The organism is Cohnella pontilimi, assembly GCF_005049045.1.
Taxonomy (GTDB): Bacteria; Bacillota; Bacilli; order Paenibacillales; family Paenibacillaceae; genus Cohnella; species Cohnella pontilimi.
Map to the genome: position 1 here is coordinate 410,939 of NZ_SUPK01000001.1, position 24,770 is coordinate 435,708.

A 24,770-nucleotide genomic window follows, 5' to 3' on the forward strand; every position below is an offset into this window, starting at 1 on the left:
TGATTAAATTTATTATTGTTATAAATGTCGGCATTAACCCAAACTGTATTCTGAAAGCAAAAGGCGGTGTTGTTATGGGTTTTTGGGACAAATTCATGGGCAAAAATGGGACATCTAAGGAGGAGACAACGATGACAAAATTAAACATCGGAATTATTCTGGGAAGCACCCGCCAAGGCCGGTTAAGCCCGCAGGTGGGAGAATGGGTAAAGAAAATCGCCGATCAACGCGGAGACGCGAATTATGAAATCGTGGATATTGCCGACTATAAGCTTCCGCTGCTTGGTGAGGCCGATGCCACGGAACAAGCGACTGCTTGGAATACCAAGCTGGCCGGCCTGGACGGTTTCGTATTTATCGTGCAAGAGTACAACCATAGCATTACAGGAGCATTGAAGAACGCGCTCGATTATGCGCGCGATGCTTGGAACAATAAAGCGGCCGGGATCGTCAGTTACGGTTCCGTGGGCGGCGCCCGCGCGGCGGAACATCTCCGTGGGATCCTAGGCGAATTGTCCGTCGCGGACGTTCGCGTACACCCGGCATTGTCACTGTTCACGGATTTTGAGAACGGCGCGGTATTCAAGCCGGCCGATCTCCATCTCACCAACCTGAATGGCATGCTGGATCAAGTGCTGGCTTGGAGCGGCGCGTTGAAAACTCTGCGTCAATAAATCACGCAGCAAAACAAGCGACGGGGTTGTCCCAAAAGGTCATGAATCGGCCTATGGGGCAACCCCGTTTTTCCCGCTTTGCCCGATTTCTTCCCAATCCAGCGCTTCCCGGCGAATATCTTCCTCAATGAGCTCTCTGCCCATTTGCACCTCGATCAGTTCAAGATCGGAATGGGCTTTGATGGCATGGCGCGTGCCCGGCGGGATTTTGAGCGAGGTGCCGGGCCCGACAGGCTGTCGCTCGCCGTCGAGCATGCATTCGCCGCGGCCCGAAATGACCGTCCAAATTTCCGTCCGCTCTTCATGTACCTGATAACTCAAATGTTTGCCGGCATGAATCCCGAATCGTTTGGTCAGCACCTCGAAGCCGTCTTCATTTTTCGTGAAATCCAAAATGCGGTACCAGCCCCACAAGCGCTCCGCATACATCGGATGCTGGTCGATCCCTTTGATCATTTGCTTCAACCGGGGACTTGAGGATTTATCCGCCACCAGAATGCCGTCCGGGCTTACTGCAATGACCGCGTTGGCCACACCCAGCACGGTTACCGGAATGTCCAGCTCGTTGATCAAATGCGTATTTACGCTGTCTTCGCTTTGCTGCCCGTTGCCGATGACCGGCGCATGCAGCTCTTCCGTGAGCGAGTCCCATGTGCCGAGATCCTTCCATGTCCCTTCGTAAGGCAGTACGACGATCGGGGAGGTGCGTTCGACGACTTCGTAGTCAAAGCTGGTGGAATGCAGGTCCTCGAAATGCTGCAGCATCCATTCGTATTGCGTGGGAATATCGCGCTTCTGCAAAATATCCAAAATAAACTGAAGCCGAAACGCAAAGACGCCGCAGTTCCACATCGCTTGCTTGCTAATCAATTCGGCCGCCAGCGCCTCCTCCGGTTTTTCCACAAAGCGTTCGACCTCAAAATAGCCGTCCTTCCCGCCCGACAACCGCGGCACTATGTAACCGTAATTTTCGGAAGGGTGGTCCGGCTTAACGCCCATCAGCGCCAATTTGGCACGGGAGGCCTCCAGCACGCTCTCCAATTCTATGATTTTATCGAAATACGTCATTTCCACATACGGGTCGACCGGCAGCACGCAAACCACCTCTCCCGGGTCGACTTTTTCCACATCAAATAAATAAATGGCAGCCAACATGACCGCCGGGAACGTATCGCGCCTCGCCGGTTCAAAAATAATTTTGGCGTCCTCTCCCAGCTGGCTCAGCAAAATCTCTCTCTGCGATCGGTTGCATACGATACAAGCATGCCCGGCCAAGCCGTGAGCCGTAAGCTGCCTCCAAACCCGCTGAACCATCGATTCCATGCCGCCGTTTCCGTCGTCCAGTATTTTCAGAAACTGTTTGGACCTCGTATCGTTGGACAACGGCCAGAGCCGTTTGCCTGAACCGCCGGACAGCAGAACCAGTTTCATATTTACCCCTCCAGGTGTCGCTTGTGATACAAAAATACCCGGGAGCTGTTCAGACGAATCGAAAACGACAAAAACCCGTGCTCGCGGCACGGGTTTTGTCATAAACGGTATTGAGGTTTGCTCACTTCGGAGCAAGCGTGTGAATCGGATGGCCCATGGCGAGCTCCGCCGTGTCCATTGTGATTTCGCCCAGCGTCGGGTGCGCATGGATCGTGAGCGCGATATCTTCAATCGTTGCACCCATCTCGATGGCCAGGCCCATTTCCGCAATCATGTTGGACGCTTCGACGCCGGCGATTTGCGCACCGACGACGAGGCCGGTATCGACCTCATGGATGATCTTCATGAAGCCGTCCGCTCCGCCCAGCGTGACCGCACGGCCGTTGCCGCCGAACGGGAATTTGCTGGATTTCACGTTCATGCCTCTTTCCTTCGCTTCCTTCTCCGTGTAACCGACGCTTGCGCACTCGGGATCGGAGAAGGCGACGGCGGGAATGCACTTGTAATCCACCTTCGAAGGAAGGCCTGCGATCGCTTCCGCGGCGACTTTCGCTTCGTAGGAAGCTTTATGTGCGAGAGCAGGTCCCGGCACAATGTCGCCGATGGCGAAAATATGCGGAATGCTCGTGCGGCATTGATCGTCGACTTCGATGAGACCGCGGTCGGTCATCTTGATGCCGAGCATGTCCAGCCCAAGCTCGCCGTCAGTGTTCGGACGACGGCCGACCGTGACGAGCAGGTAGTCCGCGGTAACGGTTTTCGTCTCTCCGCCGACTTCATAGGTGACGGTCACATCTTTGTCGGTTTGCTCCGCGCTGCTTGCTTTTGCGCCAGTCACGATGTCGACGTTCGCTTTCTTCAGCTTCTTCGCGACGAGCTGGCTCATGTCTTTATCGAAGCCGGCCATGATCGTGTCCAAGCCTTCGAGAATCGTCACTTTCGTGCCGAATTTGCTGTACATTTGGCCGAGCTCGATGCCGATGTAACCGCCGCCGATGACGACGAGGCTTTTCGGCACATCCGGGAGCGACAAGGCTTCGGTCGACGACAAAATTCTTCCGCCGTACGGGAAAGGCTTCAGCTCGATCGGACGGGAGCCGGTGGCGATAATGCAGTTTTTGAAGCGGTAACGCGGAGCTTCCTGATCGTTGAACAGGCGTGCTTCGTTCTCGTTGATGAACATCACTTCGCCTGCAAACATTTGCACCTTGTTCGCCTTAAGCAGCATTTCGACGCCGCCGGTCATTTTGTTGACGACGGAAGTTTTGTACTCCTGTACTTTGCCGAAGTCTACACCGACCTTCTCTGCCTTCAAGCCGTAAGTTTCGGCGTGCTGCATGGCTTCGTAATGATGAGCGGCGTTGATGAGCGCCTTCGACGGAATGCAGCCGACGTTGAGGCAGACGCCGCCCCATTTGGCCTTATCCGCGATGATGACCTTCTGTCCGAGTTGAGCGGCCCGAATGGCGGCTACATAACCGCCGGGGCCGGCACCGATCACAAGCAAGTCGATATCCAGAGACGCGTCTCCTACTACCATCGCTTACACCTCCATGACGAGAAGTTCAGGATCGCTGAGAAGCTGCTTGATGTAATTCAGGAAATTTTGGGCGGTTGCGCCGTCGATGATCCGGTGGTCGAAGCTGAGCGACAGCGCCATCACCGGAGCGGCTGCGATTTCGCCGTTCTTGACGACCGCCTTCTCACTGATGCGGCCGGTGCCGAGAATGGCGACTTCCGGGAAGTTAATGACCGGCGTGAAGAACATGCCGCCTGCGGAACCGATGTTCGTGATGGTGATCGTGCTGCCCTTCAGTTCGTTCGGGGCCAGCTTGCCTTCGCGGCCGCGGGTCGCCAGATCGCGGATTTCGGATGCGACGGACCAGACGTTCTTACGGTCGGCGTCGAAAATGACCGGCACGAGCAGGCCGTTATCCGTATCGGTCGCGATCCCGATATTGTAGTACTTTTTGTACACGATCTCGTTAGCCGATTCGTCGATCATCGCGTTGAGAGCCGGGAATTCGCGGCAAGCGGCAACGAGAGCTTTCACGATGAACGGCAAATACGTGAGCTTGACGCCTTTCTTCTCGGCCAACGGCTTCGCCCGGTTGCGCAGGGCGACGAGCCCGGTGACGTCGACTTCATCCATCAGCGTCACATGCGGTGCCGTGTACACCGATTTCACCATCGCATTGGCGATAGCTTTGCGGATGCCCTTGAACGGTACACGCTCTTCTACGCCGGGACCGACTTGCGGTGCCGGACGTGCCGCAGCTGCGGCAGGAGTTGCGGCATCCGCTGCCGGAGCGGCAGCTTGGGCCGGAGCGCCTCCCGCTGCGTATGCTTGTACGTCATCCCGCGTGATGCGGCCGTTTTTGCCGCTGCCTGCAATATCGGCGATATTTACGCCTTTCTCGCGGGCGAAGCGGCGTACGCTAGGCGTTGCCAGCACCATGCCGCCGGCTGCCGGTTTGGCCTCGGTCGCACCAGGAGCAGCGGGAGCTGCATCCGGTGCAGCCGGTTCGGCAGCCGGCTGTTGAGCGGGCTGACCCTTCGTGTCCGCTCCGCCGACCGCGCTGTTGCCGGAAGCTCCGCCGGTTGCTTGACCGTGTCCCTCGGCAGCCGGAGCCTGCTCGGGTACGTCGCCTTCCGCTTCAATAACCGCGACGACTTCTCCGACGTGCATGACCTGGCCGTCTTTCGCGAACACTTCCAGCACTTTGCCGTTGACCGGGCAAGGTACTTCCACGATCGCTTTATCGTTTTGCACTTCCATGACGATATCTTCGTCTGTTACGGTTTGGCCCGGGGCGATGTGCATTTTGACGATTTCGCCTTCATGCAGCCCTTCGCCGAGCTCCGGGAACCGATATTCGAATCTGGCCACCTGACACCCTCCTCTAAATACCCCAAAAAGTGACGTTCGCTAGGTCCCCCAAAAGTGACGATAAGCTTCGAAGTTTATTCCGATTACTTTTTGGGGACCCCGAATTGTCTGCGCTTATTAAAACTCCAGCACCTGATTGACGGTTTTCACGATGCGGGCCGCGTTCGGCAGCCATTGATCTTCAATTTGTGCGAACGGGTATACCGTGTCCGGCGGAGCGCAGCGCAACACGGGCGCTTCCAGGTGCAGAATCGCCTTCTCGTTAATTTGAGCGATCACTTCCGCGGCTACGCCAGCGGATTTTTGCGCTTCCTGCACGACGATCGCGCGGTTTGTCTTCTGGATCGACGCCACGATGGTGTCGATGTCCAGCGGTACAAGCGAACGAAGGTCGATCACTTCTGCCTGAACGCCCGCTTTCTCCAGCTCTTCTGCCGCTTTCATGGCCGTATGCACCATCAGTCCATAAGCGATGATCGTAACGTCTTTGCCTTCGCGTACGACTTTGGCTTTCCCGATCGGCACCGTATAGTCGCCTTCCGGCACTTCATCGCGGAATGCGTGGTAAAGGTTCAAATGCTCCATGAAAAAGACCGGATCGTTATCGCGGATTGCCGAGATCAACAGACCTTTGGCATCGTAAGGATTGGAAGGAATGACGACCTTAATGCCCGGCGTTTGAACCGCCAGCCCCTCAAGAGAATCCGTATGAAGCTCCGCCGCTTTCACGCCGCCGCCGAACGGCGTACGGAAAACGATTGGAGCATGATAGCGGCCGCCGGAGCGATAACGCATGCGTGCCGCCTGCACGAACATTTGATCAAGTGCTTCAAAAATAAAGCCGACAAACTGAATTTCCGCAACCGGGCGGAAGCCCTGTGTGCTCAGACCGACGGCCAAACCGCCGATCGCCGATTCCGCCAGCGGCGTGTCGAACACGCGCGTCTCGCCGAATTCGCCCTGCAGCCCCTCGGTCGCCCGGAAAACGCCGCCCACGTGGCCGACGTCTTCGCCGAATACGAGCACGCTCGGGTCGCGTTTGAGTTCGACCCGCATTGCATCGCGGATCGCTTCTTTCATATTCATTTGCGCCATGCTGATTACTCCCCCGTCTATGGATCCATTAGCGAATCTCGATTATTGATAATCGGCCTTCTGCTCTTCCAGGTGTGGCGGCGTTTGCTCGAACATCGAGTCAATGAGGCCGGCAACGGTCATTTTTTCCGTCTGCTCGGCTTTCTTGATTTGCTCGTTGACCGTGTTTTTCGCTTCTTCCTTCACGCGAGCGGTATCTTCGTCGGACCACAGTCCTTTTTTCTCCAAATATTTGCCGAAGCGCACGAGCGGATCCTTGATGCTCCACTCCGCTTCTTCTTCTTTCGTACGGTATTTCGTCGTATCGTCCGCCATGGAGTGCGGGCGGTAGCGGTAGGTGAGGCCTTCGATCAACGTGGCTCCTCCGCCGTTGCGTCCGATTTCGGCGGCTTCCTGTACAGCGGAAATGACCGCCAATACGTCCATGCCGTCGACTTGTACGCCGCGGATCCCGGCAGCCAGCGCTTTGTGCGCAATCGATTGCGCCGCCGTTTGCTTGGCGAAAGGCGTCGTAATGGCATAACCGTTATTTTGAACGAAATAAATGACTGGAAGCTTGAACGATCCTGCGAAGTTCAGACCTTCATAGAAATCGCCTTCCGAGGAACCGCCGTCGCCGGTGTACGTGATGGCGACGCGCTGCTCATTCTTCAGCTTGAAGCCCATCCCGATGCCTGTGGCATGCAGGATTTGCGCGCCGATGATGATTTGCGGCATCAGCACGTTGACGCCTTCCGGAATTTGACCGCCATGCTGGTGGCCGCGGGAATACAGGAACGCCTGATAAAGCGGCAGACCGTGCCAAACCAGCTGCGGCATGTCGCGGTAGCCCGGGCAGATGAAATCGTCTTTATTCAGCGCATATTCGCTGCCGACCATCGTCGCTTCCTGTCCCGACACCGGAGCGTAGAAGCCGAGACGGCCTTGACGGCCGAGGTTGATGGCTCGCTCATCCCATGTCCGGGTAAATACCATGCGGTACATAATTTCTTTCAATTGATCGTCCGACAGCTTCGGCATACGGTCCGGGTTGACGACTTCGCCGTCCGGAGACAATACTTGCAGCGGAGCGATATCGTCCGCCCGCACTTCGTGCGATAAAGCGCCGGTTTTCGCGACCGGTCTATCCATGGATACTTTGGCCATTGCTGTTCACCTCATCTTGATTTGTGGAACAGGGCTTACTGTTATAGAATTATTATATCTCTGTTTGAATGATTTGGTCAAAGAAAAACGCCTGAAATCCTTGTATTTACTGCAACTTCTCGAAATTTTGTTTGTATAACAGGTTTGCGTTTAATGTGTAACACATTAATACACTATTCGGAATACAGCCCTCATTTGGTTTGCCCAGTGCCGGGTTTTTCCATACTTACGAATCAGGAGGAATACCATTGAACGACAGCCCCGTTTACCGCCGAACCGTCGTAAAACATGAAGTGCCCAGCCGGATTTTGCCGGAGGGGCATCGGGTCATACGGGTCTATTTACCGCCCGGCTACCTGGAAACGGTCAGTTATCCGGTCGTTTATTGTCAGGACGGCGAAGATTTTTTCAACTTCGGACGGATCGCGACCATCGCCCAGCGCCTCATTTTGGAGGAAGACTGGGAGCCTTTCATTGTCGTGGGCGTCGAAGTCGACAAAAAACTCCGGACAAGCGAGTATCAGCCCGGTGAAGCCCGTCACGACGTATATACCCGTTTTTTCGCAGACGAACTGCTGCCGGAAGTCGAAAAACTATTTTCCGTCCGCCGATCTCCCCATGATCGCGTGCTGGCCGGCGACTCTCTGGGCGCAACGGTATGTATGAGCCTCGCCCTGCAGTATCCGCAGCTGTTTTCCCGTGTCTTATCCCTCTCCGGCGCTTATTATGAAGTTGCCCAAAATCAGTTGGCGGAGGCTCGCGACTTGTCCTGGCTTTCCGTCTGGATGATCGTCGGATTGCAGGAGACGGCCTTCGCCACCGACCGCGGAACCTTCGATTTCGTGAAGCTGAACCGTGAAATGCGGCAGCTGCTCGAAGAAAGAAACGCGCATGTGTCTTACTCGGAAAAAGACGGCGAACACAAGTGGGGCTTCTGGCAGCAGCAGCTGCCTGAGGCGCTCGCGGCATTCGTGGGACCTGATGCGTTTTTTTAAAGCGTGCAAACAAAAGACCCGCACACCGGAGATTTACTCCGATGACGGGTCTTTGTTCGTTTCCGGACGGAACAGCCGTTCCATGTCGTCAATCAGCTTCTGCATTTCCTCCGTGCCTGATCGTCCTTCACGACGGAAAGTATGGAGTTTCTCCCGAATTTGTGCCGCGATCGCGTCGTACTCAGCGGATCTGTCGACGGCGCCGTTGGGGTCATACCACACAAATCCTCCTGCGGGACCATTGCGCAAGTAGGCCTTTTTCCAGTTCTCCGGATAGTGAAAATCCTGTGCCCCGAGCGCATAAGAGATCACATCGTCATGCTCGACGGGCATCAGATGATGAAACTCCTCCTCTGCGCCGCCTGCCGCGAGATTCACATGCCGTACCCCGTAATGCAGATAATGCTCGCCCGTGAGCGAATCTTTCACGAGCCGGTACGTCTCATTCTCCTCCTGGCGCAGCCCTTTAACGGGCACGATCCGCGCATCCAGCAAATCTTGCGGCACAAATCTCAAATGGCGGATGGAAAGCGGAAATTCCGTCTCCATACCCCCTTCGCCTTGCGTCGTCATCCTCGATCACCCAACCGTTCTTTTACTCGGATCAGCAGCTTTTCGCAGCCTTCTTTCACCAGCTCGTATACCTCTTCGAAATTACCTGTGTAGTACGGATCCGGAACATCGTCCGAACCATGGCCCGGGAGCAGGGACAAAAATCGGATCACTTCGGCGCCGGCCTTATCGCCGAGCACCGCCCAGATGTCCCGTTCATTCTTCGTATCCATCGCCACGATCAAATCAAACCGGCTCCCGTCAACCGAAGCCAGCTGCCTGGCTTTCATTTCGGCATAGGAAATGCGATAGACATCCAGTATGCTCCTCGTTCCTTCATGCGGGGGTTTCCCAATATGCCAATCGCCGGTTCCGGCCGAGTCGATCTCTACGACGTTCTCGAGCCCTTCCTTGCGAACCAGATCGCGGAACACCGCTTCCGCCATCGGGGACCGGCAAATGTTGCCCAAACATACGAACAATACGGAATAACTCACAGTCCGCCTCCCAATTGTGCCTTATCGTCTGCGTGGCCGCGCGCGCCGGAGAGCGTACGGCGGGGTAATTTCCATTTGTAGTGCACGGATAACATCCGAAACAGGACGACGAACGAAAAAAGGACCACCAGCTGCCAAGGTTGTTTCATCGGCCCGAGTCCAACCGCGCATCCGGCGAGAATCGCCCATACGGCGTAAATTTCGTCCCGTAGCACGAGCGGTTTGCGGCCGACCATAATGTCCCGGATCATGCCGCCCCCGATTCCCGTCATCATCCCGGCCACCATCACCGCGCTAAGCGGCAATCCGGCATCAACCGCGAACAACGAGCCTTGAATCGCGAATGCGGATAAGCCGATGGCATCGAAAAACGCCTCCGTACGCTTCCAATGCCAAATCAGTCGGGAGGGCATCAAAAACACGATCAGAATCGCGAAAAACGCGGTTTTCAAATAGACGCCTTGACTCCACAAAGTGGTTACCGGAATCCCGATCAGCAGATTGCGCACCACTCCGCCGCCGAAAGCCGTGACCAAGCCGAGCACGAAAACGCCCAAAATATCGTAGCCCTCTTCCATCGCCACCACCGCGCCGCTCGCCGCGAACGCGATGATGCCGATCAAGCTGAATACATGAAAGACGTCAAAGTCCAACGTGTTGACCCTCCGAAACGGCCGCTTCCCCGCAGCCTTTCTCTTGTTGTCCGGCGCTTCATGTCGAATCTCATCGGCACTCTTCAATTGTAGCGGCAAGCCGGGACATTCCGCAACGGATGATTTCCGGTTATACTGGGGTGGACGAACCAACCGAGATCAACGGAGGAAAAAGATAGATGAGCGATCGCGAGCACAGCCGCCGTTCTAAGGCGGTTATTTTTACGGGGGGCACCCTCGGCGAATGGGCGATGGACCGCATGACGCCGGAAGCTTTCCTGATCGGCGCCGACCGCGGAGCCGAATTTCTCGTACGTCACGGCGTCAGGCCTCATTTGGCACTAGGGGATTTTGACTCCGTAACCGCGGAGCAGCGGAACGAGATTGCCGAATTTTCTCTTGAATGTCTCGCCTGCGACCCGGTCGACAAAGACTGGACGGACACCGAACTGGCCATACGAGAGGCGGTTTCCCGCGGTTACCGGCATATCGAAATTGTCGGAGGTCTGGGAACCCGTTTCGATCACAGTCTGGCGAACGTTCACTTGCTTCGTCAGCTGGCGGAGCAAGGTTGTGAGGGCCGCCTGATCGACGAACATAATGAAATCCGCCTCTGCAAGGGTGAATTGCGGCTGGAGGCGGATTCGCGCTATAAGTATGTGTCTTTACTGCCTCTCTCCATGGTCGTGAAGGGAGTCACGCTTGAAGGATTTCAATATCCGCTGACCGACGCGACATTGACACTGGGCTGGTCGCTCGGAGTCAGCAACGTGCTCATGGACGCGCAGGGTAGGATTACCCTATCTGAAGGTCAGCTGCTGGTGATCCGCAGCCGCGATTAGACCGTAATCTTCATGCCCGCTTGGGCTAACCTCATATGCGCTGGAAGACCATAGTCGCGGCGCACGTCGATATCGTGCGAAAGATGCGTGAACAGCACGTTCTCCGCCCGAACTTCCTCCGCCAGCCGGATCCCTTCCTTCAAATCGTACACGGACCGCGTTTCCATCGGATAAGGCTCTTCGGCGAAGCTCGTTCCGAGCACGAGAAGGTTCACTCCATACAGCGGGGCCTTCTGCTCTTCCGTCAATTGGATCGAGTCGGAGCAGTAGGCCCATGTTCGTCCGTCGAGCACATGTTCAAAACGGTAGGCGTAGGAAAATCCGTTTTTCCCGTGGTTCACCTTCCAAGGATCGATCCGCCAATCTCCGTAATTCATCCCCTCGTCATTGCTCTTCAATTGAAGGCGCGAACTAACCCATGGGAAGCGCTGCGATATTTCTTCCAGCACCTCCATCGGCGCGTACAAATCCGCCGTCACCTCCCGCCACCGGCACGCATCCGCCCACTCGGTGAGACCTCCAATGTGGTCGAAATGCGCATGGGTGATCAGCGCCTGATCGACCGCACGAATCCCGATGCGCTCCATCTGCCCGCGCCAATCGGGACCGCAATCCAGCAGCAGCGGTTTCTCGCCCTCTAACTCGATCCACACCGAGCATCGCAATCGCCGGTTTGCTCCGGTCGTTCTCGCCTCGGAGCAAACGGCACAATCACAATAGACCCGTGGAGTACCCAAGGAATCTCCATTCCCCAAAAACGTAATCTGCATCCGTCGGCGACTCCTTATCCTTACATGACGAACTGATGGGTTAAATCGGCAGCAGCGGAATGCGATCGCGGCGTTCCAAGCCGGCGATCATATCCAGCCACTCTTGCGGCTTCTCCGGGATCGCTGTGTAATAAGTGCGCAAAAACTCTACCACCAGCGAAGAAGGAAGCGAATCCAGGTTCTCCTCCACCGGGCGGAACCCGAGATTCAATCCGCGGACCGCTTTGCCTTCCAAGTCCCAGGACGGATGAACGTAGTCGATATCCAGTTTCCGATACCCGAGGTGAGACAGCACTTCACGCCGGACGGCAGGATGCATGGGCAGCGCTTCGCCGAAACGCAAAGCCTCGATATGTAGGGGATCGTAAATTTCCGCGAACATGCCGAGCGAATTCATACCGGATTCATCTTCCAGCCGGCGCAAATCGCGCTCCCGGTTCACATACAGGAACCGGCCGATGCCCAGATCCGCTTGCCCGATTATGGTGAAATCCGTCATGGCGACACGCATCCCGGGATAGTAACGATATTCCGTTGCCCCTACGACTTCGCCTTCATGTAAGGCCACATAAACGTTGATCGTCGGATCCGCGAGAGGCTCCTTCCACAAGTCGAAAGCCAGCACTTCTTCCGGCGGGAAAATGCGGCTCATCAAACGGTGCATTTGGGCGAAGTTTTCGTCCTCAATCGATTGGATACGTAAGTATTCCATTGCCATATGTATATGACCTCCTCAAATAAATGACCGGAACGGATTTCGCCATTCCATCAAGACGGCGTATCCGCGCGATTCCTCGTCTTCCAAATAGTTGGCGGCGATGCCGACGGGCAGCCTGCCGCACCGCAGTAAAAACGTAATGACGGGATCTTTTCTTTCCCCCGACACCACTTGTTCGACATAACGTTCAGGCGAGATCTCATCGGTCACCTTGTGGTAACCGGGCATGCGGCCTCCGCCGAGCAGCCTGCGGCATCCCAGAAACACCACCGTCTCGTACATCGACTGCATCAGCCATTTTCCAAGCCCGAATTTACGGTAAGCCGGCGCTATACAAATATCCACTACGTATAAGGTATCTCCGTCAGGTTCGTGGTTACGGATGTATCCGTTGTCCGTCACACGGGCCCAGTCATGCGGATGACTGTCGTCCAGCGTACGCAGCAAGCCGGTCATCGAGCCGACGATCCCCCCGTCAATTTCCACGCATAGCGCGCCTTCAGGAAACCGGGTAACGTGCTCGCGCAGTTGCTCCTCATTCCACCACAGCTCGGAAGGAAACGGGGGCGGAAAGCTTTGCGCCTGAACTTCGATCAACCCCTGAAAATCCGCCGGCCCATAGTTGCGAATGACCGCCGGCAGCATCCGCTCTCCATCCGTCACTCTCAGATGCTTCAGCATCGCCTGCCGCCGCCTCCTTATTTCCAGTCGGGATAAAGGTCGGTTCTGCGGTCCCGCCAAGTCGTCACCGAACCTTTTTGGCGCACTTCGTCGAGCAGAGACAGATCCAAGTCCGCCGTAATGAGCATATCGGCGTTGATCTCCCCTTCGCACATAATGCCTCGCGGCGGAAACGGAATGTCGTTCGGCGTGATCACCGCGGCCTGACCATAGTTAGCCCGCATGAAATCGACGCGCTGCAGCGATCCGACGGTTCCCGTGGTCACGATATAGATTTGATTTTCGACAGCCCGGGCATGGCAGCAGTAACGAACCCGGTAAAAACCGTGCCGGTCATCGGTGCACGATGGGCAGAAGATGACGTTCGCGCCTTTGGCCCGTACCATTCGGACGATTTCGGGAAATTCGATGTCATAGCACGTGAGCAGTCCGATTTTCCCGAACGGTGTATCGAGCACTTCGACTCCGTCGCCTTCTTTTACGCTCCATTCTTCTTTCTCCGTAGGCGTAATATGCAGCTTGTCCTGGGTAAAAACGGTGCCGTCCGGACCGAACAGAAACGCCGTGTTCCGCAGTTGCCCCTCCTTGCGCGTCACATGCGTACCGCCGATGATGTACATCCCGTATTCGGCAGCCAGTCCGGTAAATAAGGACGTATACTGCTCCGTGTAGTCCGGAAGCCGGTCAATCGGCTGACCCGTCTCGCCTTCTCCCCCGATCGATAACAGCGCCGTCGTGATGAATTCCGGAAACAGCACGAATTGCGCGTCATATTCCGCCGCGTTGCGGACATAATGCACCACCTGCCGGCGAAACTCCTCGAAAGAGTTCACATCTCGCAAATCAAACTGAACAGCGGATACCCGCATTTTCATAAGGCCAAACCCCCTACCCCTCCAAAATACACCTTTTAAAAATACCACTTTGCGCCGCGAAACACCAAACGGGTGCCGGTCAACATGGACGAAGGAGACATCGACAAGTTCGGTGAGAAAATTTTAATCGGTTTCTAAGAAAGTGCTGGAAACGCATGAGACACGCTTGGTTGCTTTCTCCTTAGAAAATTATAGGTAACCTTCCTTTTGTTATACTGACCAAGGAAGTTAGCAGAATAAGAGTAACATGGAGGGACCACGCAGCATGAGCCTCAAACGCACAGTCGCCCGCAAAGTCGTCACCGTCAGTCTTTGCGCCATTGTCGGGTTTGCCGGATTAGCCATGGGACAAGCCCCTCAAGCGTCCGCAGCTAAAGCCACCAAAGCGGACAGTATTATCAAGCTCGGCAAAAAATATTTGGGAGTCAAATATCGTTTCGGCGCTCCTTCGGGCGCAACGTCGTCCTTCGACTGTTCGAGCTTTACCCAATACATATACGGCAAATACGGCGTCAAGCTCCCAAGGGTATCAAGCTCCCAGGCGACCAAAGGCCGTAAAATCACGAAAGCCAATCTGAAGCGCGGGGATCTCGTGTTCTTCAAATCTCCCAAGCGCACGGGAAACAAAATCGGCCACGTGGCGGTATATTTGGGTAACAACAAAATTTTGCATTCCTATCCCAGCAGAGGCGTTGCGTATTCGAGCCTGACCGGTTACTGGAAAACCAATTATGTAACGGCCCGCCGGGTGTTATAAGACGAAGCCAAAGACAAAAGGCAGATTCGGCCATGAAGCCGAACCTGCCTTTTTTTCGTGCGTCATCATGTTCTCGGAAAATGAATAGAGATCGTGGTGCCGCTGCCGGGTTTACTGTACACTTCCAACTGACCTTCATGAAGAACGACGATCCGTTTGGCGATGGACAGGCCCAGACCGCTTCCGCCGGTGGAGCGGTGGCGAGCCGAATCGACGCGGTAAAACCGCTCGAACAAATACGGAATCTCGGCTTCAGGAATACCGATTCCGTAATCGGTCACTTCGAGCTTGATGCCCGATTTATCCTGACGGATGCGGACGTCGATCGGCTCTTTGCTGTATTTGATCGCGTTGTCGATCAGGATCAGCAGCAACTGACGAATTTTATCCTTGTCCGCTCTCATCGGAACCGACTGGCTCGACGAGTGAACGCGGATTTCCCGCCCGAACGTCGTGCCCAGCATCGACGCCAATTCGTGCACGACGGTCGGGACGTCGAACCGGGTGACGGTCAGCCACTCGTCCTGCTCCGCTTCCGCCAGCGTCAGCATGGAACGGATCAGTTTCTGAAGCCGTTCGGTCTCTTTGCCGATCGCCTCGATCGCCTCGTCGCGTACTTCCGCGTTGCCCCGGCCCCAGCGGTTTAACATATCCGCGTAACTGGAAATGACGGTGAGCGGCGTTTTCAGTTCATGCGACGCGTCCGCCACGAACTGCTTTTGATGCTCGATGGTACGGTCCAGACGTTCGATCATCTGGTTGAACGCGCGAACGAGCTGCTGCAGCTCGACGGATTCTTCCCTTCCGCTTAGCTGCACTTGATGCAATTTACCGCTCCGGTCGATTTCCCGCATCGTCTGCACCATTTGGGCCAGAGGACCGGTCATGCGCGAGGTGAACCAATAGGTTCCGAAAATGGCGAACACGACGGCACCCACACTCGTCACGCTCAGCGCCAGCACCATGATTTGCAGATAGCTGTCGAGAACGGTGAGCCGCCGGGCTCCTTCGACCGCTCCGACCTGGCTCCCCTCCTCATACAGCGGCATGGTGAAGTAAATGACGCGCTGTCCGTTGACATGAAGCGTCTCGGACGTCATGTTCGGCGACACGGCAGGCGGAAGCGACAGCAACTCCTCGTCGGTGCCGACCTTGTTGACAACCCTGCCGCCCGTCATCACAATCCGGAGCATCTCGTTGGCATTGTACATGTCGGTGAGCAGCTTCGGATCGTCATATCCCCTGTTGCCTTGTTTTCGAATCGTCTCCGCCACCAGATCCGCTTTGTTGGCCAGCAGCTGCAATTCGCCGCGCGTGGTGACCCGAATGACGAAGAAATAGACGAAAATATTGTACAAGATCAAAATAAAAATAAGCCAAAATACGGTAAAAAGGGTAAAGCGGGCGCGAAGCGTCATGCATCCGGCTCCTTCAGCATATAGCCGACACCCCGAACGGTATGCAGCAGTTTATGGCGGTAACCCTTGTCCATTTTCTGCCGCAAATATCGAATATACACGTCCACCACGTTGGTGTCGCCTATGTATTCGTAACCCCATACGTCGGACAAAATTTCGTCACGTGTCTTTTCTTCATTTTTGTGCCGCGCCAAATAGAGCAGCAGCTCAAACTCCCTCGGCGTCAATTCGATCGAATGGTCTTTGCGGAATACTTTGCGCGTGATGAGCTCGATCGTCAGATCGCCGATGCGCAGCACGTCTTCGCTTTCGCCTTCCCGGGAAGCTTTGAAAATGCGCAGCAGGTTCCGCACGCGTGCGAGCAGCTCTTCCATGGCGAACGGTTTGGTGACGTAATCGTTGGCGCCGTGCTCGAAGCCGCTCACTTTGTCCGGAACAGTATCCCGTGCCGTCAGGAGAATGACCGGCACCGCCGCGTCGCTTTGCCGCAGCCGCCGGAGCACTTCGATGCCGTTCAATTCGGGCAGCATCACGTCGAGCAAAATCAGGTGCCATTCGCCTGACTGGGCCATTTCCAGACCGGTTCTGCCGTCTGCGGCACGGCCGACCTCATACCCTTCGTGCTCGAGCTCCAATTGCAAAATACGCGCGATGGCGTTTTCATCTTCGATAATCAGAATGCTCTCTTTCTCTTTCACGATTCAATCCCCTTTCTCTACCCATAGATCATCCATCCTGCTAAAGCGCTTGCGGCGACGATCAGCCATGACGGCCATCGCCATAACACCAAACATACAAATGCCGCTGCGGCGACGGCAATATCGATCGGTTGACGAACCGCCGACGTCCATACAGGATCATAAAGTGCGGCGGCAAGCAGCCCGACAACGGCAGCGTTGACCCCGGCAAGTGCCGCTCTCGTTCCCTTGTTGGCGCGCAGCCCTTCCCAAAACGGCATGACGCCGGCGACCAGCAAAAACGAGGGCAGAAATATGGCAATCAACATCACGGCGGCACGTATGCAGCCTTGCAGCCCTTGAGAGGAGACTGCCCCGATGTACGCCGCGAACGTAAACAGCGGACCGGGAACGGCCTGCGCAGCGCCGTAACCCTCTACAAACTGCCGCTCGGTCAATAAACCGGACCGGACCGATTCGTGTTCCAGCATCGGCAGCACGACGTGACCTCCTCCGAACACGAGAGATCCGGCGCGGTAACCGATATCCGCCAGATTAACCAGCGGACTGAGCGAAACGACCGAAAGTACGGGCAGAAGGGCAAGCAGAATGAAAAATAACGATAAACAAGTCATCGCCAAAACCGGGCGGTTTCGCGGGACATCCGGAATCGGAGCTGTGATGTTCACCTGTTTGCGCAGCAACAGCCATCCGGCGGCTCCGCAAAGAACAAGCGGCGGCAGTTGTCCCGCCGTTCCAGGCAGCCAAAGCGCAATAGCAGCGGTGCATACGGCAAAAACCGCGCGCGTGACGTCCGTAACGGATGTGCGAGCCATGCTCCAGACGGCTTGCGCCACGACGGCAACTGCCGCAAGCATCAGCCCGTGGAGCAGTCCTTCCCCGGCTTTCCCGATCGAAGCGGCTGCGAAGGCGAAGAATGTCATGAGAAGGGCTGACGGGAGGGTGAAACCTACCCAAGCGGACAATGCGCCGGCGACGCCGGCACGCTTCATCCCGAGGGACATCCCGAGTTGGCTGCTGGCCGGTCCGGGCAGGAATTGGCACATCGAGGTGAGATCGGCGAACGTTTCTTCGTCGACCCACCGCCGGCGATGCACATATTCGTTTCGAAAATAGCCGATATGCGCGATTGGACCGCCGAATGAGGTCAGCCCGAGCCGAAGCGCCGTCCAACCCGTTTCCATCCAGCCCGGATTCGCATATTTCGCACCGACGTTTCCCGGTTTTTCGATCTCTTCTCTCATGACTTTATTGTAACACGATTATACGACTGGGGAAAAAGGAGATAACTTCCTTCTTTGGCTTTCGATAACCTCTCCCGCCCACTTTTGAAACGCTAGGTTCATATGAGATGCGGATTTGGACGAGCCGGGAACTCCTTCGCCCCGCCACACGGCTTGCACGACGGATTCCGTCGGATATTGCGGAATCGTGAGGACCGGCCGCTCGGGAAAACAGGAAAGCCAATGTTCCCGCTCGGGGAACCGCAAATCCCGGTTGGCGATCCAGCGGGAGGCGTGGCCGTTTTTCCGGATGAGCCTGTGCAGTTCCGCGCCTGCCTCCTGACGGCGGACAGACCATTTGGCGGGCATGCAGTCCGCGACCCACCATATCCAGCCGGCATGTTCCGCCAGCCAGCCGGCGACGCCGGGGCTGTCCCAACCACTGGATACATCCAGAATCACAAGCGGGACGCCAAGCTTGCGCAGCCATGCCGCAAACACATCTTCGGGCGGCATCGGCGATGCTCGCCTCGGATCCAGTGTATACAGCGATGCCGTTCCAAGCCGCCAAGCGGGAACCGGATCGGACTGTCCGCTCGGGTCGGCGAATGCGGTATGCTTCGGCTTGCGGCGGTCACCGTCCAGCAGCTCATACAACTCGGGCTCGCGGCCTGGACATTCCACCAAAGCGTGTGCGACTCCCGCTTCGGATAACGCCTTGGACAACCCGATTGCGCAGAAAGTAGCGCCGGCTCCGGGATAGGCGGAAACAACGGCGGCGACGATCACACCGTCATCCGTACGTACATCGGAATGTCTCCTGCTCGTTTCTGCCGTCTCCGCGCTGCCTGCAATCGGTTGAAGCAGCTGCCTGAGCTGGTTGGCGTTCTCCGGACGGACGGCAGGATCGTCGGCCAATACCCGTTCAAGCACATCGGTAAATTCACGCGGAACGTCGGGCTGAAGCGTGCGGTGTAAATTTCCGGCGCGCCGGATGGCAAACTGACCGCCGGATAACAAATAAAAGGCAATCGCACCCCAGCCGAATAAATCGGTGCGCCCGTCCGTCTGCTCGCCGCGAATTTGTTCGGGAGCCGCGAATGCCGGCGTGCCGAGCCGCTCGGTGTCAGAGCCCGCTCCCGGCCGGTACCGGCGCGCGATACCGAAATCGATGAGCACCGCCCGGTCGTGGCGGTCGATCAGCACGTTCGCGGGCTTTAAATCGCGGAACACGATTTGCGGCTCACGGCCGTGTAAGTAGCACAGCACGTCGCAGAGCTGATTCAGATAGCGGAAAATACGCGCGAACGGCAAATGGCGGCCGCTGCGCTCGAACAAATCCGCGAGCGTATCGCCCGCGATATATTCCATCACGATGCCGGCAGTACCGCTGGCGTCCGGCGGATAATAATCGACAATGTCCGGCAGGTGCGGATGCTGCAGCTCGGATAACATGCGGGCCTCAAGGACGAAAGACGCCCTCTCTTCCTGGGAGGCGGCCGTCAACTTCAGCGCCCGCCGTTTGCCGCCCAATCTCACATCCTCGGCCAAATACACCTGGCCCATGCCGCCGCGGCCAAGCGGCGCCACAATGCGGTAGCGGTCCGCGTAAAGTGTGCCGGCAGGCAGCTGCGGTACCGGCTTGCGATGGTCTTCCATGTATTCTCTCCTTCGCGGCGATTGGCGTCCGGAAACGTAAAAATCCCGTATCCGGAACGCAATACCCCCAGCAAGGGGCTGCGCCGCGAATACGGGATGCTTTCCCGAACCGTGACCGCCTTACGGCTTTCTTCTTACCCACATTGTAACTTCTTCCCGGTTGTGAAACAACTGCTTCACTTTGCGAATATCGAAATGATCCGCATACTCTTCCATCAGCTCGCGAAGCGTTTGGAGCGGTTTGCGGTACATGAGCTTGAGCGTGATGATGCCCGAAGCGCCGGCTGTCATCGCGGGTGACAGTGCGGAGACGAGACGGCATGTCCGATGCGGATCCCAGCTCATGTCGCACACGAGCAAGTCGAACGTCCCCGGCGGGAACGACACATCCGAAGCATTCTGCTTCAAGTGACGGAACCGAGGATTTTTATACAAAGAAGGATCCATTTCCGCGGGATCCACAGCCGTTACCTTCAGTCCCCGATCCAACAGCACCGACGACCAGCCGCCCGGCGCTGCTCCCAGATCCAGCGCATGGTTGAAGCGGTCCAGCGGCAGCTTGAACGCACGTTCCGCCTCCAGCAGTTTAAACGCCGCGCGGGACAGCAGTCCTTCTTCCCGGCGAAACCGCACCGCGCCGCCCGGCCAATCCGACAAGTTGTCCTTCGGATCTGAGCAGCCGAACAGGATGGATTTGCCGGAAGCGTAGACCGAGACGATTTGATCGGCGTCTTGCACCACAGATTCACCGCCCAGCTCGCGTACCACTTCGGCCACAATATCCCGGGCTTCCGCCGAGGAGAACGGAAACGGACTTTCTTGCGTTTTCCGGATTTGCACCGCCACTTTGCGTCCTGGCACCCGTTCCTCTAAAGCCCGTGCATAAGCGGTCAAAGCTTCCACCGTGGCAGCAGGATCTGCCGTAACCGGATATTCCGCCTCGAGCGGGAACAGATGACGAAGAAATACCGGCTCGTCCCGGCGAAGCTCCTTCAGCAGTTCTGCCGGTTCGCGTTCGCCGGACGTGAACCGGAAAGTTTCGCCCGCAGCCTCTCCGGACACGGAAGTGCCCGGAATGCGCCGCCGCAGCTCCTCCATCGCGTAAGGGGAAAAACCGGGGTTGGCCGTTCCGATGAATGTCATCATGGGGTTATTTTCCACCTCCTACACGAATCCAGGGACGATGATCCGCCCAATCCACCTGAATGGGCAAATCGTATACTTCCTGCAGCTGCCGAGGAGTCAGCACTTCTCTCTTTTCCCCTTGTGCGGTAATCCGGCCGTCGGCCATCAGCGCCACGTGGGTGAACAGCGGTACGATTTCCTCGATATGATGCGTTACATACAGCATGGATAATTCACGTCCGGCAAACCCGGCCAATGCGTCCAGAAACTTCTCCCGTTCGTACAGGTCCAAACCTGCGCACGGCTCGTCCAGGATGAGCAGCTGCGGCGAGGACATCATCGTTCTCGCGAGCAATACCTTTTTGCGTTCTCCCTGCGATAGCGTGCCGAAAGGCTGCTCCGCCGTATGAGCCAGTCCCACGCGTTCCAATTCCAGAATGGACCGCTCTTTGATTTCCTCGGGCAGTTGTTCATAAATGCGCAAATAGGCAAAAGCCCCGCCTGCGACGATTTCCCACACCGGGTCGCGAAGCGTAAATTTCTCCATTAGGGACGGACTTATGTATCCGATGTTCTTGCGCACTTCCCGCACATCCACTTGTCCGTATCGATGGCCGAGCACATCGACCGTACCGGATGTAGGAAACAAATATCCGGTGATCATTTCAAGCACGGTTGTTTTGCCGCAGCCGTTACGGCCGAGAAGCACCCAATGCTGGCCCGGCTCCACATGCAAATCGACGCCGCGGAGAATATCCCGCTCCCCACGGCGCAGCGTCAAATCCTTTAAATGAATCAAGGCGTCTGTTTCCCCCTCCATAAACGGGGCGACCGCAATCGCTCCAACAGTTCCGGCACGGAGCCGAAACGATACAGCTTCTCCACATACCCGTCCGGTCTCTTCACAAGCAAGCACGGCACGCTTTCGATCTGAAACGTCTGTGCCATATCCGGCATCACGTTTAAGTTCGCGGCAGTCATCGGAAGCTCCGGCATCAGCTCACGGACGACGTTCAGCATCTGCCGGGCCGCCTTGCAGGTTCCGCACAGCGGAGTATGCACCAGCACTGCAAGCGGTCCCGGAGCCGCCGTCCATTCTCTTCGCCAGCCGGCCGGCTCCCATTCTCGCCACTCATGCATCCGCTTCTACCGTCCACGTATCCGGAGCGGCTCCGGCGGCAGCGGCTTTCAGCACGTGATCGGGCATCGGCCCGTCGTGGATCAGGACTTCAGCGGGCGCGGAACCTCTTAGCGCGCGCACCATTTCCGCCCGACCCATCAGACTGGAAGAATGCACGTATATTTCACGCGGATATTTACCGCTTACAATAATACCGTGCGCAACGGATAAGCCGTTCGGCTGTCCGTATCCGAGCTCGTAATCCAGCGACAGCACTTCGACGTCGCACTCCGCAAGCAGCAGCAGACATTCCTCGGCGGAACGGGCGGCCACAAATCCGGGCGGACAAGCCCGCATATCATCCAAAAATACATTGATCATTCAAGCACCTCCTCCGACCACCGCCTGACCAGGGCCACCTGGCGGCGGTGCGTGCCGTCCTCCTCTTCAGGCGTCTCGAGCATCAGCGGAATATCGCGCAGCTCCGGTGTCGCCAGGAACTGACGGAAGTTCTCCTCCCCGATATAACCTTCACCGACGACGGCATGGCGGTCTCTCCGCGAACCCGACTCATAACGGGAATCGTTGAAATGTACGGCCGCTAGCGCTTCCCAATACCCAAGCTTCCTGGCCCTGTCGGCGAAAGGTTCCCATTTTCCCGTCTCCCATTGCCCGCTGGCGAACAAGTGGCAAGTATCCAGGCAAAACCCAACTTTCTCAGGCGCCGCGCATAGATTTCGGATTTGCACCAGCTCTTCGGGAGTCGTCCCGATGATGCCATGTTCGCCCGCCTGGTTTTCGAGCAGCACCTTCGCTTTTCCTTGCCAATTCGACGTGACGGTATTGATCCATTGTATGATATTTTTATAACCTTGTAACGGATCTTCCCCTTTATACACGCCAAAATGCACGACAACGCCGATCGATCCGCATGCCTCCGCAATATCCAGATCGTTCAGCGTCGAACGGGCGCAGACAGCGGCGGTTTCCCCTTCCGTTGCCGGATTTACGCCGTACGGACCGTGAGCGATCGACACGACGCCGTTCTCCCTGCACCATTCGGCGCAGCTTTCCGCGTCACGCCGGTCGAACGCTTTCACCTGCAGGCTCCGGGGGTTTTTCGGAAAATATTGAAAGGCGTCTCCGCCGATCGCCGCGGCTCTGCGCGCCGCCTCTCGATATCCGTTACGGGTGCTGACGTGAGATCCGATCCGCATGCTTCATCCCATCCTTTGGCAATGGGGGCAGAAAAACATTTTCCGGCCTGCGGTTTCTCCTTTCTCGAGCGGAGTCCCGCAGCGAACGCAAGGTTCCCCTTCCCTATCATATACCCGGCATCGGTTGTCGAAACCTCCGGTCAGCGCATCATTCGCCGACAACGGCCGGTCCATATATCCTCCGGCAGCCACCGCTTCCTCCAAAATTTTGCGCATGGAATGATACAGACGGTCCGATTTTTCCTGATCAAGCGACGGAATCGGGGTTTCGGGATGAATGAACGCATCGAAGCAGATTTCGTCGGCATAACAGTTTCCGATTCCGGAAACGAGACGCTGATCGGTCATGGCCGGCTTCAGCTTGCCTCTTCTTGCGGAAAGTCTTTTCCGGAACAGTTCGGGATTCATCCTGGCGTCGAACGGATCGGGACCCAAATCCTTCAGCTGCTCATTCACCGTTTTGGCGCTCAGCCGATGCAGGTACCCGAGTCTCAGACCGCCGAAGTATAAGTTTTGTCCATTTTCGAAGCCCAGAATGACCTGAAAATGGCTGTCCTCCTTCGGACCCTCCGCTCCATAAGCCAGCCAGCCGCCCAGCATCAAATGGAGAACGAGACGGTATCCGTCATCCAAGTGGAACAGCAGCTGTTTGCCGCGGCGTTCCACGAACAAAATCCGGCGGCCAAGCAGCTCTCCGCGGAACGTTGCTTCCGGTTCATTCACGGTTTTGGGGCGGTTGACGTCGACCCTGGTTATTTTTTGCCCGCTGATCCGCGGAGAAAGCAGTCTGCGGTAATTTTCCATTTCCGGCCATTCCGGCATTCGCATTTTCTTCCCTTCTATTGGTCGGACGCTGCCGTCCGAAGCAAGATGTCGAGCTCGTCCAAATCGGCGCAAACGGCGTCGGGAAAAGCGTCCGCCTCCCGGCACTTGGCTTCCCAGTCGGATGCCGTACACAGACCGGTCAGCGTGAGAACCGACGGACACCCGGCAGCACGGGCCGCGGCGATGTCGGTAAACGGATTATCTCCAACAGCCCACGTTTCTTCCGGAAGCACACCCGCACGCTTCAACGCATAATCCATGAGGACCGCAGATGGTTTACCGATCACCGTTGGCGAAATGCCCGTCGCCGCCGTTAATGCGGCTCCGATTGTACCCGCACCCGGCATCAGCCCTTTTTCCGTCGGCAGCAATTTGTCTGGATTGGTCAAAAGGTAAGCGGCACCGTTTAGCATATGCCGTACGGCATTGGCGAGTTTCAAATAGGTAAAATCACGATCGATGCCCGACACCACGACGGAAGCGGGCGTTGCATCCGCGTCTGAGATAAGATGAAGCCCGGCTTTGGTCAACGCCTGACGAAGGCCGCTTTCTCCGATGACATACGCCGAAGCTGCGGCAAAATGCCGCTTGGCATAATCCGCCGCTGCCAGCGAGGATGTAATAACCTGTTGCGGAGCGGCCGGGATGTTCATCTCGTTGAGATGCTGTGACACTTCTTCCGGGGTGCGGGAAGAGTTGTTCGTCACATACCAGCATGGAATGTCCCGCTGCTGCAAGGAAGAGATCAAGCGGCCGGCTCCGGGCACACACTCCGTTCCGCGGTACAGCGTGCCGTCCAAATCGAACAGCAGCGCCTTGGGAAGGCGCAAGCGCGGAGACCCGTAATACCGGCCGTTGTCGGATAGCGATTGTTCGGACATGTCTCCAGCTCCTTCTACTTGCCTCATC

The 24,770-nt window shown here is 56.7% G+C and carries 27 protein-coding genes; 4 read left to right on the top strand and 23 right to left on the bottom strand.

Annotated elements, in window-relative coordinates:
• Positions 1-131: 131 nt before the first annotated feature.
• Entirely contained in the window at positions 132-674 is a 543-nt protein-coding gene (locus tag E5161_RS02085; protein WP_136775946.1) for an NADPH-dependent FMN reductase, read from the top strand.
• A gap of 51 nt (positions 675-725) precedes the next feature.
• On the opposite strand, the gene E5161_RS02090 is transcribed toward E5161_RS02085, so the two are convergent.
• The 5 genes from E5161_RS02090 to pdhA all read right to left on the bottom strand — a co-directional run bounded on the left by E5161_RS02090 (position 726) and on the right by pdhA (position 7,236).
• The gene (locus E5161_RS02090; RefSeq protein ID WP_136775947.1) at positions 726-2,105 is read right to left on the bottom strand and encodes a sugar phosphate nucleotidyltransferase; all 1,380 of its coding nucleotides are present in this window, start codon (positions 2,103-2,105) and stop codon (positions 726-728) included.
• A gap of 121 nt (positions 2,106-2,226) precedes the next feature.
• Entirely contained in the window at positions 2,227-3,645 is a 1,419-nt protein-coding gene (gene lpdA / locus E5161_RS02095) for a dihydrolipoyl dehydrogenase (protein ID WP_136775949.1), read from the bottom strand.
• Between the two features lie 3 nt (positions 3,646-3,648).
• Complete coding sequence (locus E5161_RS02100; protein WP_136775951.1) at positions 3,649-4,995, bottom strand: dihydrolipoamide acetyltransferase family protein; 1,347 nt, start codon at positions 4,993-4,995, stop codon at positions 3,649-3,651.
• Between the two features lie 117 nt (positions 4,996-5,112).
• Positions 5,113-6,090 (bottom strand): alpha-ketoacid dehydrogenase subunit beta, encoded by a 978-nt coding sequence (locus E5161_RS02105; RefSeq protein ID WP_136775953.1) that lies wholly within the window; start codon positions 6,088-6,090, stop codon positions 5,113-5,115.
• Positions 6,091-6,132: 42 nt separating this feature from the next.
• Positions 6,133-7,236 carry a pyruvate dehydrogenase (acetyl-transferring) E1 component subunit alpha gene (gene pdhA, locus E5161_RS02110; RefSeq protein ID WP_246042064.1) on the bottom strand — a complete coding sequence of 368 codons (1,104 nt, stop codon included), beginning with the start codon at positions 7,234-7,236 and terminating at the stop codon, positions 6,133-6,135.
• A 248-nt stretch (positions 7,237-7,484) separates the two neighbouring features.
• Between pdhA and E5161_RS02115 the strand changes: the two genes are divergently transcribed.
• Positions 7,485-8,231: an alpha/beta hydrolase gene (locus E5161_RS02115; RefSeq protein WP_136775955.1), complete on the top strand. Its 747-nt coding sequence runs from the start codon at positions 7,485-7,487 to the stop codon at positions 8,229-8,231.
• Between the two features lie 33 nt (positions 8,232-8,264).
• Here the strand turns inward: E5161_RS02115 and E5161_RS02120 are convergent, their stop codons facing one another.
• From E5161_RS02120 to E5161_RS02130, 3 genes are read right to left on the bottom strand one after another with little or no spacing between them, the layout of a single operon-like run.
• The gene (locus E5161_RS02120) at positions 8,265-8,804 is read right to left on the bottom strand and encodes a hypothetical protein (protein ID WP_136775957.1); all 540 of its coding nucleotides are present in this window, start codon (positions 8,802-8,804) and stop codon (positions 8,265-8,267) included.
• Positions 8,801-9,280, bottom strand: a complete 480-nt coding sequence (locus E5161_RS02125) for a low molecular weight protein-tyrosine-phosphatase (protein WP_281279835.1) — start codon at positions 9,278-9,280, stop codon at positions 8,801-8,803. Before E5161_RS02125 ends, E5161_RS02120 begins: the two co-directional genes overlap by 4 nt.
• On the bottom strand, positions 9,277-9,933 hold the full coding sequence (locus tag E5161_RS02130) for a trimeric intracellular cation channel family protein (protein WP_136775959.1): 657 nt from the start codon (positions 9,931-9,933) through the stop codon (positions 9,277-9,279). Before E5161_RS02130 ends, E5161_RS02125 begins: the two co-directional genes overlap by 4 nt.
• Before the next feature lie 179 nt (positions 9,934-10,112).
• Between E5161_RS02130 and E5161_RS02135 the strand changes: the two genes are divergently transcribed.
• Entirely contained in the window at positions 10,113-10,775 is a 663-nt protein-coding gene (locus E5161_RS02135) for a thiamine diphosphokinase (RefSeq protein WP_136775960.1), read from the top strand.
• Here the strand turns inward: E5161_RS02135 and E5161_RS02140 are convergent.
• From E5161_RS02140 to E5161_RS02155, 4 genes are read right to left on the bottom strand one after another with little or no spacing between them, the layout of a single operon-like run.
• On the bottom strand, positions 10,772-11,545 hold the full coding sequence (locus E5161_RS02140) for an MBL fold metallo-hydrolase (protein WP_136775962.1): 774 nt from the start codon (positions 11,543-11,545) through the stop codon (positions 10,772-10,774). The two genes, E5161_RS02135 and E5161_RS02140, sit on opposite strands and share 4 nt — an antisense overlap.
• Positions 11,546-11,585: 40 nt before the next feature.
• Positions 11,586-12,257 (bottom strand): GNAT family N-acetyltransferase, encoded by a 672-nt coding sequence (locus tag E5161_RS02145; protein WP_136776396.1) that lies wholly within the window; start codon positions 12,255-12,257, stop codon positions 11,586-11,588.
• Positions 12,258-12,278: 21 nt separating this feature from the next.
• Positions 12,279-12,944, bottom strand: a complete 666-nt coding sequence (locus tag E5161_RS02150; RefSeq protein ID WP_136775963.1) for a GNAT family N-acetyltransferase — start codon at positions 12,942-12,944, stop codon at positions 12,279-12,281.
• 17 nt (positions 12,945-12,961) lie between these two features.
• On the bottom strand, positions 12,962-13,819 hold the full coding sequence (locus E5161_RS02155) for a carbon-nitrogen hydrolase family protein (protein WP_136775965.1): 858 nt from the start codon (positions 13,817-13,819) through the stop codon (positions 12,962-12,964).
• A gap of 265 nt (positions 13,820-14,084) precedes the next feature.
• On the opposite strand from E5161_RS02155, the gene E5161_RS02160 reads away from it, so the two are divergent.
• Positions 14,085-14,576, top strand: a complete 492-nt coding sequence (locus E5161_RS02160; RefSeq protein WP_136775967.1) for a C40 family peptidase — start codon at positions 14,085-14,087, stop codon at positions 14,574-14,576.
• A 65-nt stretch (positions 14,577-14,641) separates the two neighbouring features.
• Here E5161_RS02160 and E5161_RS02165 read toward each other — a convergent pair whose 3' ends face one another.
• From E5161_RS02165 to E5161_RS02210, 11 genes are all read right to left on the bottom strand, one after another.
• Positions 14,642-15,994 (bottom strand): sensor histidine kinase, encoded by a 1,353-nt coding sequence (locus E5161_RS02165; protein WP_136775969.1) that lies wholly within the window; start codon positions 15,992-15,994, stop codon positions 14,642-14,644.
• A complete protein-coding gene (locus E5161_RS02170; RefSeq protein WP_136775971.1) occupies positions 15,991-16,692 on the bottom strand; it encodes a response regulator transcription factor in 702 nt (233 codons plus the stop codon). Before E5161_RS02170 ends, E5161_RS02165 begins: the two co-directional genes overlap by 4 nt.
• A gap of 17 nt (positions 16,693-16,709) precedes the next feature.
• Positions 16,710-17,936, bottom strand: a complete 1,227-nt coding sequence (gene chrA, locus E5161_RS02175) for a chromate efflux transporter (RefSeq protein ID WP_425456428.1) — start codon at positions 17,934-17,936, stop codon at positions 16,710-16,712.
• A gap of 18 nt (positions 17,937-17,954) precedes the next feature.
• Positions 17,955-19,574: a serine/threonine protein kinase gene (locus E5161_RS02180; RefSeq protein WP_136775973.1), complete on the bottom strand. Its 1,620-nt coding sequence runs from the start codon at positions 19,572-19,574 to the stop codon at positions 17,955-17,957.
• A gap of 120 nt (positions 19,575-19,694) precedes the next feature.
• Complete coding sequence (locus tag E5161_RS02185; RefSeq protein ID WP_136775974.1) at positions 19,695-20,720, bottom strand: 23S rRNA (cytidine(2498)-2'-O)-methyltransferase RlmM; 1,026 nt, start codon at positions 20,718-20,720, stop codon at positions 19,695-19,697.
• 4 nt (positions 20,721-20,724) lie between these two features.
• Positions 20,725-21,498 carry an ABC transporter ATP-binding protein gene (locus E5161_RS02190; protein WP_136775976.1) on the bottom strand — a complete coding sequence of 258 codons (774 nt, stop codon included), beginning with the start codon at positions 21,496-21,498 and terminating at the stop codon, positions 20,725-20,727.
• Positions 21,495-21,839 (bottom strand): thioredoxin family protein, encoded by a 345-nt coding sequence (locus tag E5161_RS02195; RefSeq protein WP_136775977.1) that lies wholly within the window; start codon positions 21,837-21,839, stop codon positions 21,495-21,497. The genes E5161_RS02190 and E5161_RS02195 overlap by 4 nt, the downstream gene beginning before the upstream one ends.
• Complete coding sequence (locus E5161_RS02200; RefSeq protein ID WP_136775978.1) at positions 21,832-22,200, bottom strand: cyclic-phosphate processing receiver domain-containing protein; 369 nt, start codon at positions 22,198-22,200, stop codon at positions 21,832-21,834. Before E5161_RS02200 ends, E5161_RS02195 begins: the two co-directional genes overlap by 8 nt.
• Positions 22,197-23,036: a deoxyribonuclease IV gene (locus E5161_RS20935; protein WP_211246669.1), complete on the bottom strand. Its 840-nt coding sequence runs from the start codon at positions 23,034-23,036 to the stop codon at positions 22,197-22,199. The genes E5161_RS02200 and E5161_RS20935 overlap by 4 nt, the downstream gene beginning before the upstream one ends.
• Before the next feature lie 3 nt (positions 23,037-23,039).
• Positions 23,040-23,858, bottom strand: coding sequence for a bifunctional DNA-formamidopyrimidine glycosylase/DNA-(apurinic or apyrimidinic site) lyase (gene mutM / locus E5161_RS20940; protein ID WP_211246670.1), 819 nt, complete (start codon positions 23,856-23,858; stop codon positions 23,040-23,042).
• 17 nt (positions 23,859-23,875) lie between these two features.
• On the bottom strand, positions 23,876-24,742 hold the full coding sequence (locus E5161_RS02210; protein WP_246042065.1) for an HAD-IIA family hydrolase: 867 nt from the start codon (positions 24,740-24,742) through the stop codon (positions 23,876-23,878).
• Between the last annotated feature and the right edge of the window lie 28 nt (positions 24,743-24,770).